The 15,426-nt window shown below is 57.6% G+C and carries 6 protein-coding genes; 2 read left to right on the top strand and 4 right to left on the bottom strand.

Features of this window, described 5'->3' with window-relative positions; genetic code table 11:
* Window positions 1–2: 2 nt before the first annotated feature.
* Window positions 3–1,244, top strand: a complete 1,242-nt coding sequence (locus F3J15_RS00610) for an amidohydrolase family protein (protein ID WP_166886456.1) — start codon at window positions 3–5, stop codon at window positions 1,242–1,244.
* Window positions 1,245–1,452: 208 nt separating this feature from the next.
* On the opposite strand, the gene F3J15_RS00615 is transcribed toward F3J15_RS00610, so the two are convergent.
* On the bottom strand, window positions 1,453–1,749 hold the full coding sequence (locus F3J15_RS00615; protein ID WP_166886459.1) for a hypothetical protein: 297 nt from the start codon (window positions 1,747–1,749) through the stop codon (window positions 1,453–1,455).
* An 879-nt stretch (window positions 1,750–2,628) separates the two neighbouring features.
* Between F3J15_RS00615 and F3J15_RS00620 the strand changes: the two genes are divergently transcribed.
* Window positions 2,629–3,261, top strand: a complete 633-nt coding sequence (locus F3J15_RS00620) for a hypothetical protein (RefSeq protein ID WP_205190623.1) — start codon at window positions 2,629–2,631, stop codon at window positions 3,259–3,261.
* A 272-nt stretch (window positions 3,262–3,533) separates the two neighbouring features.
* Here F3J15_RS00620 and F3J15_RS00625 read toward each other — a convergent pair whose 3' ends face one another.
* From F3J15_RS00625 to F3J15_RS00635, 3 genes are all read right to left on the bottom strand, one after another.
* Window positions 3,534–4,382: a hypothetical protein gene (locus F3J15_RS00625; RefSeq protein ID WP_166886464.1), complete on the bottom strand. Its 849-nt coding sequence runs from the start codon at window positions 4,380–4,382 to the stop codon at window positions 3,534–3,536.
* A 377-nt stretch (window positions 4,383–4,759) separates the two neighbouring features.
* Window positions 4,760–11,977 carry a reverse transcriptase domain-containing protein gene (locus F3J15_RS00630; RefSeq protein ID WP_345891469.1) on the bottom strand — a complete coding sequence of 2,406 codons (7,218 nt, stop codon included), beginning with the start codon at window positions 11,975–11,977 and terminating at the stop codon, window positions 4,760–4,762.
* Window positions 11,978–13,463: 1,486 nt separating this feature from the next.
* The gene (locus F3J15_RS00635; protein WP_166886469.1) at window positions 13,464–15,326 is read right to left on the bottom strand and encodes a methyl-accepting chemotaxis protein; all 1,863 of its coding nucleotides are present in this window, start codon (window positions 15,324–15,326) and stop codon (window positions 13,464–13,466) included.
* Window positions 15,327–15,426 lie beyond the last annotated feature (100 nt).

Genomic DNA, 15,426 nt, shown 5'->3' on the forward strand with positions numbered 1-15,426 from the left:
CCATGACCATTACCGTGCTTCACGGCGGCAACGTACTCGATCTCGAACGGGGCGTGCTGCTCGATCATCATCATGTCGTGATCGACGGCGACCGGATCGTCGAAGTCACCGATCGGCCGGTGGATTTTCCGAACGCGCGGCGGATCGACGTGCGCGGCAAGACCGTGATGCCGGGATTCATCGATTGCCATGTGCATGTGCTGGCGTCGAATGCGAATCTCGGCGCGAATGCGACGCAGCCGAATATTCTTGCGGCGATTCGGTCGTTGCCGATTCTCGATGCGATGTTGTCGCGTGGGTTCACCAGCGTGCGCGATGCTGGCGGCGCGGACTGGAGCTTGATGCAGGCGGTCGAAACCGGGCTGGTGTCGGGGCCGCGGATTTTTCCGTCGGGAAAGGCGTTGTCGCAGACCGGCGGGCATGGGGACTTTCGGCCGCGCGGGGATTTGCTGGAGCCTTGTTCTTGCTGTTTCAGGACGGGAGCGATTGCTCGGGTGGTGGATGGGGTCGAAGGTGTGCGGCTTGCGGTACGTGAAGAAATTCAGAAAGGCGCGACGCAGATCAAGATCATGGCGTCAGGTGGCGTGGCTTCGCCGACCGACCCGATTGCGAACACGCAGTACTCCGAGGACGAGATTCGGGCCATCGTGGATGAGGCCGAGGCCGCGAATACTTATGTGATGGCGCACGCGTATACGGGGCGGGCGATTGCTCGGGCGGTGCGCTGTGGGGTTAGGACGATCGAGCATGGGAATCTCGTGGATGAGGCTGCGGCGAAGCTGATGCACGAGCATGGCGCGTTTGTCGTGCCCACGCTTGTCACTTATGACGCGCTTGCCAAACACGGCGCGGAGTTCGGGATGCCGCCGGATTCGGTGGCAAAGGTGGCTTCCGTTCAGCAGAAAGGACGCGAATCGCTGGAAATCTATGCGAACGCCGGCGTGAAGATGGGGTTCGGGTCGGATCTGCTCGGGGAAATGCACGCATTTCAAAGCGGAGAGTTTCGGATCCGGGCCGAGGTGCTGGGGAATCTGGAAGCGCTCAGGTCGGCGACTACCGTGGCGGCGGAGATCGTCAATATGCAGGGGCAGCTGGGGGTGGTTGCCGTGGGAGCGATCGCCGACCTCGTCGTGTTGGATGGGAATCCGCTTGAGGATATCGGAGTCGTGGCCGATGAAGGCGCGCGGGTCGAGTATGTGTTGCAGCGGGGGGCGCTTGTGAAGCGGCAAGCCGGTGGGCGTTGATTTGATGATTTAACGCCATTCGGCTGTTTCGGCGGGCGACGTGTCGCCTCACGGACCTTGCGGTCGTGACAGTTGTTGAAAGTGGCTGGAGGTGTGAGTCGCGGCGTTTGCGGCAATGGCCGGGGCGGTGTCGCCCCGGCAGTCAGTCGCATTCGGGAAACGCCTGCATTCCACTCGCTAGGGCCGCATCAAGCGGCCCTAGCAGGCGTTATAGCGGCGACGGTCCACGGTCAGGATCGTGGTACGGCTGCTCTCGCAACGCCAACTGGCTGTAATCCGGCGTGATCGTGATCTGCCGGGTCACGTAGTTGGCGTCCACGTATACGCGGTCGCCAGGCTTGAATCCGAAGATCTTGAAATCAATGTCGATCGCCTTCATCCACGGCAGATACGGCCAGCCTCGCTTGGGAAGGTCCGGATAGTTGCGCAGGACCAGCTCAAACGTCTTTTGCATGTTGACCGGTTTGTTCTTTCTAAGACGTGGCTTAGTATTGGCGTCAGCCATTTCCGACTCCTGTGGTGAGTTGGTGGTGGTCAGCGGGTCGTATGGGTTGCCGCCCATGCGGCCCGCGCTTTTTTGTTGCCTTGGGTTTCCCCTTCTTCCCCCCTCTTCGCTGTGTCTCGCTGGACAAGACTTTTTCGACCATCGGCGCGAGGGAACTGCGTTCAACTCCGATGGCGAGAAGCAAGGCTTCATGACCAGCGTAACCGCGCTGGCATCTCAGAAATGGGGAATTGAGAGCCATTGGCCGTTTGGTATATGGGTGCGCGTGGCACGCGGCTCATTCGAGCGTGCTGGAGTAGATGTCATTGTAAGAGGAAGCTCTCCGGGCCGGACAGAACGGACGAGTGAGGCTTGGTGACTTGCTTCATTTGTATAGGCCAAGACCCGACCGGTCGGCCAACGTCAGCTAGGGAGCCTGTCCGACCCGGTTGACTGTAGCCGCCCCCTTACAACCTTTGGCGGTCGCGGATCACCTGGCAGTAATCCGACCGTCGTGCCGCAACCGGCCATGGCGGTAACCAAAAACCTTGTCCGGGCTCCCTTGGCTGACTGATCGCCGATTACCCGACCTTCACTGAATGCTCTTTCGGACTCGTTCGACTAAGATGTGACGCTAACCGATCCTCTTGACTGGAACCGCTCATGACACTTGTAGTCGCTTGGACTAGAACGACCCAGACTGGTCGTGAACTGTGGATACTGTCTGACAGCAGGCTTAGCGGCGGAAAGCTCTGGGACTATGGTCCTAAGATATTCGGTATTGGCCGGAGTGACGCTGTCATTGCGTTCGCTGGAGACACATCGTGGACGTACCCATTAATTGCCCAAATTTCCTCTTACGTAGAATCGTTCGTCAACTTGCGGGATCGAGTCGTCGACGTGGCGGAACTATTCGATCGAATTGTCCAGATGCTGAATGACTCACTCTCCTTCGTGACAGATCCCGCCCATCCTTCCATGGCACTCCCGGAGTGTTCGTTTGTCTTTGCAGGCTATTCAGTGCGCAGGAAGGATTTCTTTGTGCGGCGAATTGACTTCCAGCCAAAATGCAATCAGTTTGTATCGACTCACCCCAAGTCTTACGGGGGAGAGTCGGTAGCGTACGTAGGAGACGCGAAACCTGTCAAAGCGACTGTCCGGCGGATGTCCGAAATTCTCAAGCAAAGCAAGGCAAAACGCAAAAGACTCGATATGACTCCGGCAGTAGCGTTTTTCGAAGTACTCTCATCTGAAAAGTTCAGAGACATTGGCGGAGCGCCTCAAGTGACCAAGGTCTATGAGCACATGAATCTACAGCACTTTGGCGTCTACTGGCCCCCGAATGTTCCCAATGAAGAGCAAGCCATTTATCTGCGAGGTCGCCGTCTTAAGTCATATGAGGCGCTTGACCATCCATGGGTGTACGACCCAACTTTGACCAAGTTCTGGTGGCATGACTTCTCTCCGGATCAACGTCGCGACGCTGCAGCCGCAAAGGCGACCGCTTTTGTAACAGCCCAGATGACAGTCTAGGTGACGACCATGGCGATGGCGTCCGTTTGTGTCCGATGGATCATTCGGCTCGCCATATCCGTCCGGGTAGCCGCCGCTCGCTGCTGACTACTTGTGACCGAACTGAGTCAGCCGCTCTGACGCTACCTGTTTGATCTAGTCTAACTTTTACGCATCATCGTTTAATCGAGATCTGATCGGCTTTGATCCACCGAAGCAGATGTTTACCGGACGCTTTAATGTAGTCCACGTAGGCCCACCCAGCCGGAGACTGCTTCAGTACAGTTACGACATCATTCTGGACGAGATAGGCTCGACATGCGGTCGCGTCGTCTGGGGATGTGAACAGAGTCGCTTTGGCGACCCACACTGTGACGCACGGCGCCTTCAGCATCCGCTTCTTGCACTACCGGCATACCTACAGCGGCAAAGTCTTTCGAAAGCGCCGTCTCGATCAGTTGCGCATCAAAGGCGGCGCCTTCCATCTTTAGAGTTGCGGCAATTTTCCGATAGGACTTGCGATTGGTCGGGGAAAGTGGGTCACACCGCAAGAGATTGTCGGCCCCCGAAGCATCGCGCATCAGCAAATGCGCGGGTTGTCCTGCATTGATGAAGGCCAACTTATTGCTTGCCGAGGGACGATCTCGCGTGAGCATCATTGAAGTTTGGGCATCTGTTCCCCATTGGGCACCTTGACTCGGTTGCCATCCCGCTCCGCAAATCTCTCCGGTGTGCTCGGCCGTAATACAGCCGGTTTTTATCTCAATCATGGAACAGTACTCCCGGTTCAGCACCGCTTCCGGTCGCCCTTGCCCCATGAACACCGTTCCTTGGTCGTTTCGCATAACGATTACATATTGACCTGAAGGCGAGATATTCCATTTGTTGGGAGGCTCCATCTGCGTTCCGCCACCGGCGCGTGACTCACCTACTCGCGACAGCAAGTCAAACGTCAATCCATTCGGAAAGGAGAAAACCGCCTTCTTCCAAGTCCGACGAGGCAAGGGATCTTGAGGATTCGCAGCGTTGCTATAGAGCACCGCTGCTCCACCAGGCAATGCAAAACGTAGAGTGGACTGCGGTGCTGCGCTTGCGAAACCTGACAAAAGCATGGTCACCGCAAGCACAGTTCCGACATGCATGACAAGCGTGCACGAAGTGCCTGCCCGCAACAACGGAACACGCGGCCTCGTAAGCTCCAACGCTGACTTATTCAAGATGGCATGCCCACAGCTTGTGACTAAATGTTGATAACGACCGGGGGCAAGGGATACCCGTTTAGTAGACTACACAGCCACGGTGGCCGCGTCGAGTGAGGCGCCACCAACAGCGAAACTATGCGCCGGCCGGTCGCACGAGGCGGCGACCCGCCGCACCTGTCCCATTCGCGGTGAGTGTTTGATCATCGAAGGAGATGAAGACCTCAACGTCGAGGCCAGCCTCGCGGCATTCGATAGCCGCAAGACCGGGAGATGCAAACGCTAGGTATTGCGATGTCGACATCGAGAAACGACAAACCCTAATCGCCAGACCCTTCGCTTTCCGAGAGACCATCTGACCGCCAAGGTGGCACCTTAACCGTTGGAAGTTCCTCATCGCTATGAAGCGTCAGATCAACCTCGAGAAAATCCAACCAGGCCGGCTCTAATCCCAGCGGCCCGTTTTTTGCATGTGGTTGCTGCTGCCGGTCCCTCTCCCATGCCAACAACCTCTCCCGCATGGCTTTGTGATCCACGAAATGTTTGACGAAAGCATCCAGCCGGGACACATCCAAGCTAGGCTTCGAGGCGTTGAGTAGTTCGCCAAAGGCACGCCATAGTGAGTCGGACGATTTCCGCTGCTTCGGTGTCGTACCGACCTTTCCCAACGCATTCTGAACATCTTGGTCCCTGCTAGATTTTTTGAAATGAAGCGCGGAGTCCCTCTCAAGGGCACTGTGCATATTTTTTTTGTTTGCCTCAGGATCCAAGAGTTCGACGACGGGTAAATAGGCCACCAACACCATCGGCTCGGGTAATAGTTGCGGTCGTGGCCGACCACTCACCACATGGACCGGGTCGAGGTCAACGATAACCATCGCCTGGTCCTCCTCCGAAAGCGCACCGTCCGCTTTTGCTGACAAAATTCCTTTACGCCAACCGTGATAAGGCGTCAGCGCTTCGATAAGCCCCGGAGCTGCGCCGTGAGGCTTCGTAGCTGAATCGATTCCTATGAAGCAGCTTCCCCCACATGAGAACGTGGACTTAGCCGCGTTGCAAAAAACGGTGGCCGTTCCCGACGCAAGGACACTAGCTTGTCCAGCATGCCAATAGTCATTGCTTCGGGACGTCGCGGCAGGCACCAGCAGGATGGTGCGGCGAGGAACGCCATGTGCCTGTGCCACCGACAAAGAGTCACCCAAGCTAATGAAGTCATCATCAACTATCTTCTTTGCGTCAGCGGACGCCGCGTGAGGAAAGCGGTTTAGCATGGCCGCTACCTCTTGGCGTAGCGGCTCCCGATTCGCCGGACTGGTAAGAAGAAACAGTTCCGAGCAGACAAGTTCCATGCAGTAACGAAGCGACGGCATCTTTTCCGCAATGGCCCTTATCACTGGCCGAATGCGCTCGTTCGGTATGTCGCCGAGGTGGTCAAGCAGTTGATCGATCCCAAAAAGTGGCTGTAATGCTCGCCAGTCAGGACGGAACACTTCGTTGGCTGCCACCGCGCGGTATTTCTTGCCCCTCACGAAACGTAAAGTCCGATGTGCACTATCTTCTCCAAAGAGGGCTTTCGAAAGTGCCTCGTCTGGTCGCCACAACAATGTCAGCGGCGCCATTAGCGGATGAATTTCAGTGATTCCGTTATTCGAATCCAGACGATCGGAGACCGAACGACCGAAATGACGGTAGGTTCCCGCAAGCACGGCGATGTCGGGATGTCGGCGCAACTCCTCTTCCAGCCACTCGATCGTTTCTCGACGCACCGACACTTCGGGAAGCACAAGCAATTCCACCCTGAGATCGTGACACGCCTCAAGCGCGCGCTTCAAGAAGCGGCGCCGCCGATGTTCGGGCCAACTGAGAACGGATGTTGCCTCCCCCCTTGGCCAGCTGTGCTCTTTTCCGCGCACGGCAGCTCCATGCGCCCGCGCAAGTGGACCATCGGCATCCAATTCTTTGAGCAAATCATTACGCTCCAACTCTGGCATACCCATACCACATAGGCCGACTTCGGCGATTGGATGGCTATAACTTTCTTCGATACGCCATTGCAGCAAAGCGACACGTATATGTGATTGGGACTTCGCGCGTCCACGCATAGACCATGACGCATGCTGCGACTCCCGAGCCTTACGACGAATCTCGTCCTTATCAAAGGTCGTGGTCCCAGTCTCCTCAACCGACACTTTGGAAGCCACGGACGGTTCCGGAATAATCCCTGCCGCTACGCTCTCTGCGCCAACTGGCTCGGCTTGGGGTACCGTCGCGATAACCGGTGCAGATGTTGTTGATTCGGCAGAAGGAAGTTCAGCCGCATCGGGGGCAGCAGAATCCGGGCCAATGATCGGTTCAGCAATATGACGTTCATCATCAACGGACTCAGGCGTTGCACGCTCCTCCGATACACTTTCGGCAGCAGTCGATTCCGCTCTGTCGGTTTGTGCAGCAACGATAGCTGCCCTGTTTTCGGCCGATGTCACTTCATCTTGCCCAGCGGCGCCCTCGACAGACCACCACCGCCCCAGCTTGTCGTCCAGCGTATGAACCGACAAAAGTTCGTTATCTGCTCGCCGCCGAACCTCAGTCCATGTCGCGAGCCGACTACGACCTTGCTGCACACGAGCCACACTGCCATTGGACCCGAGTCCGGAATACTGCATCTTCGCAAGGATCCATTGCTGACTATCAGCGTCAGTAAATGCGCTGTCGTCACGATGACGCCGATACGCCGGGGCCTCGATCTGTCGGACGACAAGGCCCAAGTGCTGGTCGACGTATGCGATTGCTGGCGGTAAAATTCTTACGAGCGAGTTCCAGTCGACAATGTTGTACACAGGCAGGTCGTCATATGGCCACGCCCACTGCTGGTTTTCGATACTTTCACTCGGTGCCGACTGCCATTGCCGCAGGTGCTCATATACAGCGTGCAGTGGATTTTCAGTGGATCCGTCCAGCATTTGCGGAGCGACACTATCGAGTATTCCCAGTAACGCGAGCATCCATTGCCAAGGCGTTGCGTCCTTGGACTCTGCCCAATTGTCATCGTGCAGAAATTTGCATGCGGCCTCGTAGTCCAGTTGAGGATCCTGCCGTCCCGCATCGGGAGAATTCCAGCTTGGCGGTATCGGTAAGCTCGCAGGCAACGGAGCAGGATCCCGGTACCGAGTTGCACCCCACGCAGACGCCACGAGACCACGCAGCGCAGCGCCTGTGGCGGCCAGTGCAAGGCCAATGTGCAAGGCATGCGCGGACCCGAAGTCCCCTCTATGTTTGGATCGCGCGCCGAAATCTCCTGTATGTACAGCGCCCATCAGTTCGGCCAATGCGAATATCAACGCAAAGTCAGTCCGCAGAGATTTGCGTCTAAGATCATGTGGCAATGGCATCCACTCCAACACGCTCAATGGCAAGCGTTGAAGGATGAGTGCGGGAAGCAAATGCAAACGGTCTCTCAGGTCACTTGCGCCCTTGTACTGCAAGCGCATGGCCATACTGTGCGTCTCGGCCTCGGTATAAAACACCAGCCGTACCTGTGCCGCAGGATCAAGCGTAGGATCGAAGCGACGAAGAATCTCCAATGAGCGACTTACCGTTTTTGGCAGTCCGCCCTGCCCCTCACTCTGAACCTGCGCGTCCGCGATTAATGTGCCGCGCAGTTTGCTCAGTTGCTGGCGCAGTACATAGTCTTGGATTTGGTTCGGGTGTGCTAATGCCGCCTCGTCCACCTCAACTGAGGTCTCATCATCCGGTAGGTCAAACCCCATCTCCAGTGCATCGCTTACTGCGCACCCGAGACGCCACAACTTTGTGTGCTCCCCGCCCGGTACGCTGACGCTACGCAATCCCCCTCGTCCATCTCGTACCCAAGCGCTGACACCTAGGTTTGCGCTTTCCAATGGGAAAGACACCAGGTACCACCTACAGGCACCGACCTCTGTCACGCTACCCGCGGTAGGTTCATGAGCTACGTGCGCCATGATGACGACCCATTCTTTCCCTTCATCGGCGTGTGCCTGCTGGATGACGTGAAGCGTCTCAAACAGGTCTGCCGCAAAGCGCGCTCGATTTGCTGGCTGTACAGAGTTGAAGACTATTCGGATACTCTGGTTACCATCAAAACGTAAAAGGCCATGTGTCAGTTCTTGTGGACTGTTCCAACTGTAGATAAGAGGAGACACTTCTTGCGGGCCGTCCTCATCCATGGTTGCACCCGCGAAACGCGGCGGCAACTGCACATCACGACTCGATTCGAATGCATAAAGCTTGACACCCGAGCCGTCGCGCTCTTCTATGTAGGCCAACATGCCCGCACCAACCACAGGAACCGGCGGCAAGATAGACATGCTGTGCGACTCGATACTCCCATTGCCAATCAGATCGCTATACCTTCGGAGAATTTCCCACCGGCTGTAACGCGGCGGCCCCGCCGTATTGGATACCAGAAATTGCAGTGCGATCTTGCTAGCCTCGGCGTCAAGGGGCTCCGCAACAGGTTCCCTCCCAATCGCAGGCGCCTGAATATATGCGCAAGCTGTCTTGATTGCCTCAGGACCGACATTGTCGTTCGGGTCGAACCGGCTTGGCAGTTGGTCCAACGGATGAGATTCGCCGTCGCGGTTGGTGTCATAGCGGTTCAAAAGTATCGCCGCCAGGCAGAGCCACTGCGTCAATGTGGGGGCTACCGACCGCTGCGACTCCACGTGCAATGGCGCTTTGGCAGAAGGCACGCGTTGCAACGCCTTCCACTGCACCTTCCTGACCCGACTCTCAATATGCGCACGATTTCGCTTCAGCAGCCCCCCCTGCAGGGCGTCCTCTGTTTGCAAAATAGCTGCAGCAAGAAAGTCAAGGGATCTACCATGCCGCTTTATCCATTCCTTTGTACGTCCTTTCTGCATGGATGGACTCCAGTCCATCAGCATGTCGAGTCCCTCTACTGCAAATAGAACGTCATACCCCTCACGTCCGTAAGCAGCCGCCCATGCGTGTCCTGCGCACACTTCCTCCCACCGCTGGCTAAAGGCATACCAAAGTCTTGGCCACGTCTCAGGAGTGACCGGCCCGGGACATTCAGCCGCTTGCGCTGCCACTTGCCACCAAAGCGCTCGGGCGCATTTGCCTAGATCACCGGGCCGCAAGTCCGGCGCCTGCATGGCTTCACGCACCTTTTGATGAACGGTCGACGGCTCATCCAGAAGACTAGGATGTCGCAGCAGATGCAATGCGCTTTGACGATCAATGGCGCTGCTATCGTCTCCGCTCATGCCCCAGCCGGTTTCACCGTCGCCAATCATCGGCGGCTCCCATGCGGGTACAGAAGGCGCCAATATGCGACCACTGTTCAATTGGAGCATGACATCTTGCGGAGTACCAGGTGCTACAGCGTCGCCCTTTCGTACAAGTGTCAAATCCAGGCGCGAAGCCGCGTTCTGCACTGCCTCGCGCAAAGCGTTAAGTCGTGCCTCAGAATCGGCGAGCAAGACAATGTCATCCACATATCTCGCATATCCAACTCGCGGCTTATCCACATCATTCGGGTTACGCTGACTTGGCTGTCGTATAAACGCCCGAGCTGCCGCGTCGAGCGGGAACATCGCGATTGTTCCAATCCACGCCGATATGACAGGACCTTGGGGAATGCCCTTGACATGTGTGCTACGGCGTTCGGCACCGCCATCGGGATCTCGGTAGTCATGTTCGAAAAGACTATCGCATAGCAAATCGACCAGACGTTCTGCCGTCACTCGTGCATCGGGATGCGGCATTTGCAGCAGACCTGCAAAATCCTCCGCGCCGCTAACGAAAAGAGCCTGTTCAATCGACGCTAACAGCCGGTCGCGCACAACATAGCGTTGGATCTCGTCGTAGTATCGCTTTGCGTCGAGTCGCAGCACATGCACGTGCTCACCAATGGCCTTGGCTTGCCGGTCAAGTGAGCCCATATAGTCCCGCCAACACTCAATGTACGGTCTGAACATGCCTTGGTCGGTAGGCTTGTGACGCCCTTCCAGAACGTCCATATCAACCTGATAGGCGAAACTCAAGGTTGCCTCGTCGTGGGGACCGCGTTCATCGTCGTCTATTGCAGGATCAAATTCATCCGCACTGAAATATCCAGTTACACGAACCTCTTTCTCCGTTCCATACCACCGGACTGCGGGTATGCAATCAGAAAATGCACGCGGTCCTTCGTGCGCAAAATCGTGTCGCTCAGTAAGCAGTTCGTTCATAAGGAACTGCTGTAAATGGAGGTCCGCCGGGTGAGGCATAACCTTCCGCCGCGGATCTCCGAGCATCTTTTCGTCACCGGACAACTTGCGCGGTAAATGGACAGCGTCGCATGGAGCCGCAGGACGCCAAGTTTCCCGCCGCAAGCGATCAAGGGCCAGCGAGTTGAATATCTGCGCATTGCGATCCAGGACACGCCAGGTCTCGTCGTCACAGGGCAGTTCACCACGCCGGGAGCCGTGTTCCGCCAGCATCCGCGCGTGGTTCAGACGCGCCTCCTGATTTGACAGAACTGCCGGCACCGTAGCCGCGATCTGCCCAGAAGCGCTCTTCAGATGGGGACGCAGGAGCGGCAGAAGTGCATCAGCCCACTGTGGACGAGGCTCCGACAATTCTTCGAGCCGCTGTTCCCAGTTGGCAGCGGCTCCACTCAAGGCACGCAACGTCCGAGCGGCTTGCAGCAACGCTCTCTCGCGGGGATAGTGGGAAATTGCGCGCCACAAATCATCGCTGACCAATGGTGTCGCATCTTTGTATCCTAGGCTCGCTGCTAGCAAAATGCCGACAGCCAGCAGGGAATGTTGGTCGAGCAAAGCTTCCGCGCTGGATGGATCGGCCGAAGCCAAGATTTCGTCCGGATCCTTCCCACTCACGGTGTTATCGCCGGCAGCGAAACCGACCCATTGCGCCTCCAAACCGGAGTGGCCAATAAGTTGCCGAATCGCTCGATTCGCCCCATCGAAGCCAGCTGAATCGCGATCAAAGAAGATGCGCAAACGGAGATGCGTGTGCGCGGGAAGATTGATCCCTTCAACCAGATCGATAAGGCCCTTGCGCTGGCTCTCGCTGAGACTCGAACCCATTACCGCGATGACAGGCAGTCCCAGTGATTGGAGCCGCACAGCGTCTAGGAATCCTTCAACTACATACAGCATCGGTTGCGATTCACCTGCTTTAACCAGGGTATGCAGCGCAGCTCTGGCGCGGTCGGCGTTAAACAGGACTTCCGCTTTCCGAAAGCCTGGCGTCAGCAGATATTTGGCGGCGACATTGCTCGACACGCTACCGGCGGGCACCGGATTTGGTCTATAGCGTCCGGCAAAGCCCACCAACCTGTTTCGATCAGTGCGAATAGGGATCAATACCCGACCGTCGTGAAAATAGTCCCTGAATTCCTCACTGAGATCTAGTGACGTCTGGAAATCTATTTTTCTTTCAGGCCGCAAACGCAGCAGCAACCCAATGGAGAGCAGGCCATCAATAAGTTCTTGGCGGCGACCAAACGTTTCGTCCCTTAGTGCACGCACGAGAGGGGATCCGACTGGCAAGCAACGCAGGCCGAAGTCGTACGCAACATCGCGGTCGAAGTGTCTCGCGGCGCACCATTCAACGAATTTAGACTCGTCGTGCCTTTCGTCGAAGACGCGCTGTGCAAAGGTAAGTGCCTCTTCGCGCGGCGCTTCCTTCGTGACGTGGCGCCCAACGTGACCCGCCCTCGGCGTAACGCCCAAGCTGCGGGCCAACCACTCGACAGCTGGTCGAAACTCTAGGCCTTGCACTCTCTTGACAAGGTCGACAGCGTAGCCGTGCTCATGACACGAAAAACAGTGGTAATGCGAATGTCGTCCTGGTTCTCGCGGGTACAACACGAGGGACGGCCGTGTGTCCTCGTGAAAAGGACACAGGGCGACCAGATTCGCACCGCGCTTCTCCACTTCCATCCCGAGGCGGCGTGCGACCTCCGGTACATCCGCCGCCGCGAGCACTTCATCAAGGTCGTACCAGTCCATCCAATTTCCTGTTCTTTTCCCGCATATGGGTTCAACCCGCATGCAATGCACGTCGGCGGCGCAGTCGCAATCTCACGATTGAATGTCCAATTGAGAGACTTGGTTTAAAGTCAAAAATGATTCTATATCAGCTTACGCAGGCATAAGGTTTGCAATACAAGGACACGCATGTTCCGTAATATTGAACCGATGCCGCCGGCGGAATGCCTTGCGCTGGACGTCAAGGCCGCCGCAAGCTTACATCACGAAAACGGCCATGCAATTCGCAATGTATGGATACCCGCGCTTCGTCAATCCGTGCTATGCCTGAGACAGACTCGAACAGTGGCAGAATGCCTATGTGATGCCGCTCAGCGGTCGATACTCCGATGGTAATGCAGGCCAAATTGCATACGTACCACACCAGTCAAATTCCGGCAGACTGCAGCCGTTCAAAACCGCAAGTTTCGCGACTCGCCGAACGGTGGCCTGTGGTGGATCCCAGCTATCGAGAAATATCTGCCAATAGAACGGGAAAGCAACTAGACGGCCTATGATGGCAATCAGGTTATTCCCTATACGGACTGATGACATCGGAAACCCGTAACGAAGAGACCGCCCTTCCCATCGTCCGACTTCAAGAGCCGCCCGTCCGGCCGGGAGCAATCCCGTCATCGGGAACGACGCTTTTCACGTTACTCTCAGCCTTCGCCGAAAACCTTTCACCTTCACCGTCCCGACGAGCTTAACCGGCCTTGCACTCACCTCGGCCGCATATTTCTTTTCCGGGTCTGCCTGACATTCCATCCCGACCGCGCCAATCTCAGCCGCAACCTTTCCCGATAAGCCAGCTAAGAATCCGTCGGCGACCCAACAACCGTCGCCTCCCACCTCGACTTTCAATCTAGAAATGCGTTTCATTTCTATAAACGCCGCCAAATCCCGCTCCAAAAAGCAAAAACGGCCACCGTGACTCCACGGCAGCCGCCCTCAGAAACACCCAACTCAGAACCACAGATCAGCCTTACTCATCCACTTTAAAAGCCGACACCAGCCGCGTCAATTCCGCCGCCTGCTGCTTCAAGCTCGCCGCGGCCGCCGCGCTTTCTTCCACCAGCGCCGCATTCTGCTGCGTCATCTGATCGAGCGACTGCACAGCGTCGCCGATCTGATCAATCCCGGCACTCTGCTCCAGACTCGCCTCGGCGATCTCGCTCATCATCGCGCTCACACCCTGCACTTGCGACACAACATCGCGCATCACCTTCCCGGCCTCACTCACCAGCCGCGACCCGGTATTCACCGTGCCCGCGCTATGCTCGATCAGCACCTTGATCTCCTTCGCCGCCTGCGCGCTGCGTTGCGCCAGATTCCGCACTTCCGAAGCCACCACCGCAAACCCGCGCCCCTGCTCCCCGGCGCGCGCCGCTTCCACAGCCGCATTCAACGCCAGAATATTCGTCTGGAACGAAATGCTATCGATCATCACGATGATCTCGGAGATCCGCTGCGACGCGTCGCTGATCTCCTGCATCGTGGTCACAACTTCACCCACCACCTGCCCACCACGCGCCGCTGCATCGGAAGCGCCGTTGATCATCTTCGCGGCCGTCGTCGCCGTCTCGGTGTTGTTCCGCACCACGGCCGTGATCTCTTCCATCGACGAAGCCGTGCGCTCTAGGTTGCTCGACTGCCCTTCGGTGCGCTCGCTGAGATCCGCATTCCCCGTCGCAATCTGCGCCGACCCGGTCGCAATCGACGAGGAAGCCGCGCGAATGCTGTGCACCAGCGTCGACAGCGACGACACGAACCGGTTGAACGCATCCGACAACTGCCCGATCTCGTCCTGGCTCTCGACCGTCATCCGGCGCGTCAGGTCGCCCTGGCCGCTGGCGATCTCCGACAGCAGCGTCGCCGCACGGCGAATCGGCGCGGCGATCGCACGGCCCACCAGCCAGATCACGAGCAACGCGACACCAAGGCCCACCACCGCCGCAACCAGCGCCGCGCTGCGAATCGCACGCGTCACCGGCCCGAGCAGTTCGGCCTGCGGCACCTCGACGACCACATACGCGTTCAACTCCGGAATAAACGACGTCGCGATGAAGCGCGCGCCGCCGTCACCGTTGTAGCTCAGATACGCGTATGGCTGACCAGCCAGCAGCGTCGACGACGCATCCCCCGGCAACCCCTGCTGATCCTTCATGAAATGCTTGCCGTCGATCAACGCCGTATCGCGATGCATCATGATCGCGCCGTCGGGACGCACGAGATACGCGAACCCGGTCTCGCCGATCCGGTAAGCAGCGATACCCTTCGCGAGCGCATCGACGGACAGGCTCATGCACGCAGCACCAATCGGCACACCATCAAGCTCGACGCGGCTGTTGATGAACATCATGTAGCCGCCGACCGTCACCTCGCGGTCCATGTTCACGTCGAACGCCCTGCCGGACGACAGGAAGCCGGTCAGCCACTGATCCTTGTCGGTCACCTTCCGCTGCAAGCCGGATTCGTTGTAGTAGTTTCCGCTCTTCACGGACACCCACTGCACCGACGCCGCCTTCTGCTCGTCCTTCACGTTCTTCGCGAGCTGGATCCAGTTGCGCGTGCCGGCGTCGGGTTCGCCGTCGGCTTCCCATTGCAGCAGGAACGCGTCGCGCGCGAGAATCCGCGACGCGGCGATCGGCCCGGCCATCTGCCGCTGCACGTCGGCGCGGATGCCGTTCACGGCCGTCGGCAGCTCTTCGCGCACGACGCGATCGCGCACCGCGTTGCCGATCAGGCGGATGCTGAGTCCGCTCGAGATCGCGACGAACACGAGCAGGCAACTCGTCATGCTGAGAATTAGCTTGTTCTGTATGGAAAGCTTGCGCCAGAAATGCATGGGGAACCCTCGATAACCGCTCGGTCTGAGCCAGTTTGGGTTATCGGCATGCAAGCGCAGAACCGCATCGCTGATTTCACATGTTCGTCATGCGAGATTC

Source organism: Burkholderia sp. Ap-955 (assembly GCF_011753045.1).
GTDB lineage: Bacteria > Pseudomonadota > Gammaproteobacteria > Burkholderiales > Burkholderiaceae > Burkholderia > Burkholderia lata_D.

Excerpts from the sequence above, each read along its gene's own strand:
- F3J15_RS00610 (WP_166886456.1), top strand. The coding sequence starts at position 3 with ATGACCATTACCGTGCTTCACGGCGGCAACGTACTCGATCTCGAACGG.
- F3J15_RS00625 (WP_166886464.1), bottom strand. The coding sequence starts at position 4,382 with ATGCATGTCGGAACTGTGCTTGCGGTGACCATGCTTTTGTCAGGTTTC.
- F3J15_RS00615 (WP_166886459.1), bottom strand. The coding sequence starts at position 1,749 with ATGGCTGACGCCAATACTAAGCCACGTCTTAGAAAGAACAAACCGGTC.
- F3J15_RS00635 (WP_166886469.1), bottom strand. The coding sequence starts at position 15,326 with ATGCATTTCTGGCGCAAGCTTTCCATACAGAACAAGCTAATTCTCAGC.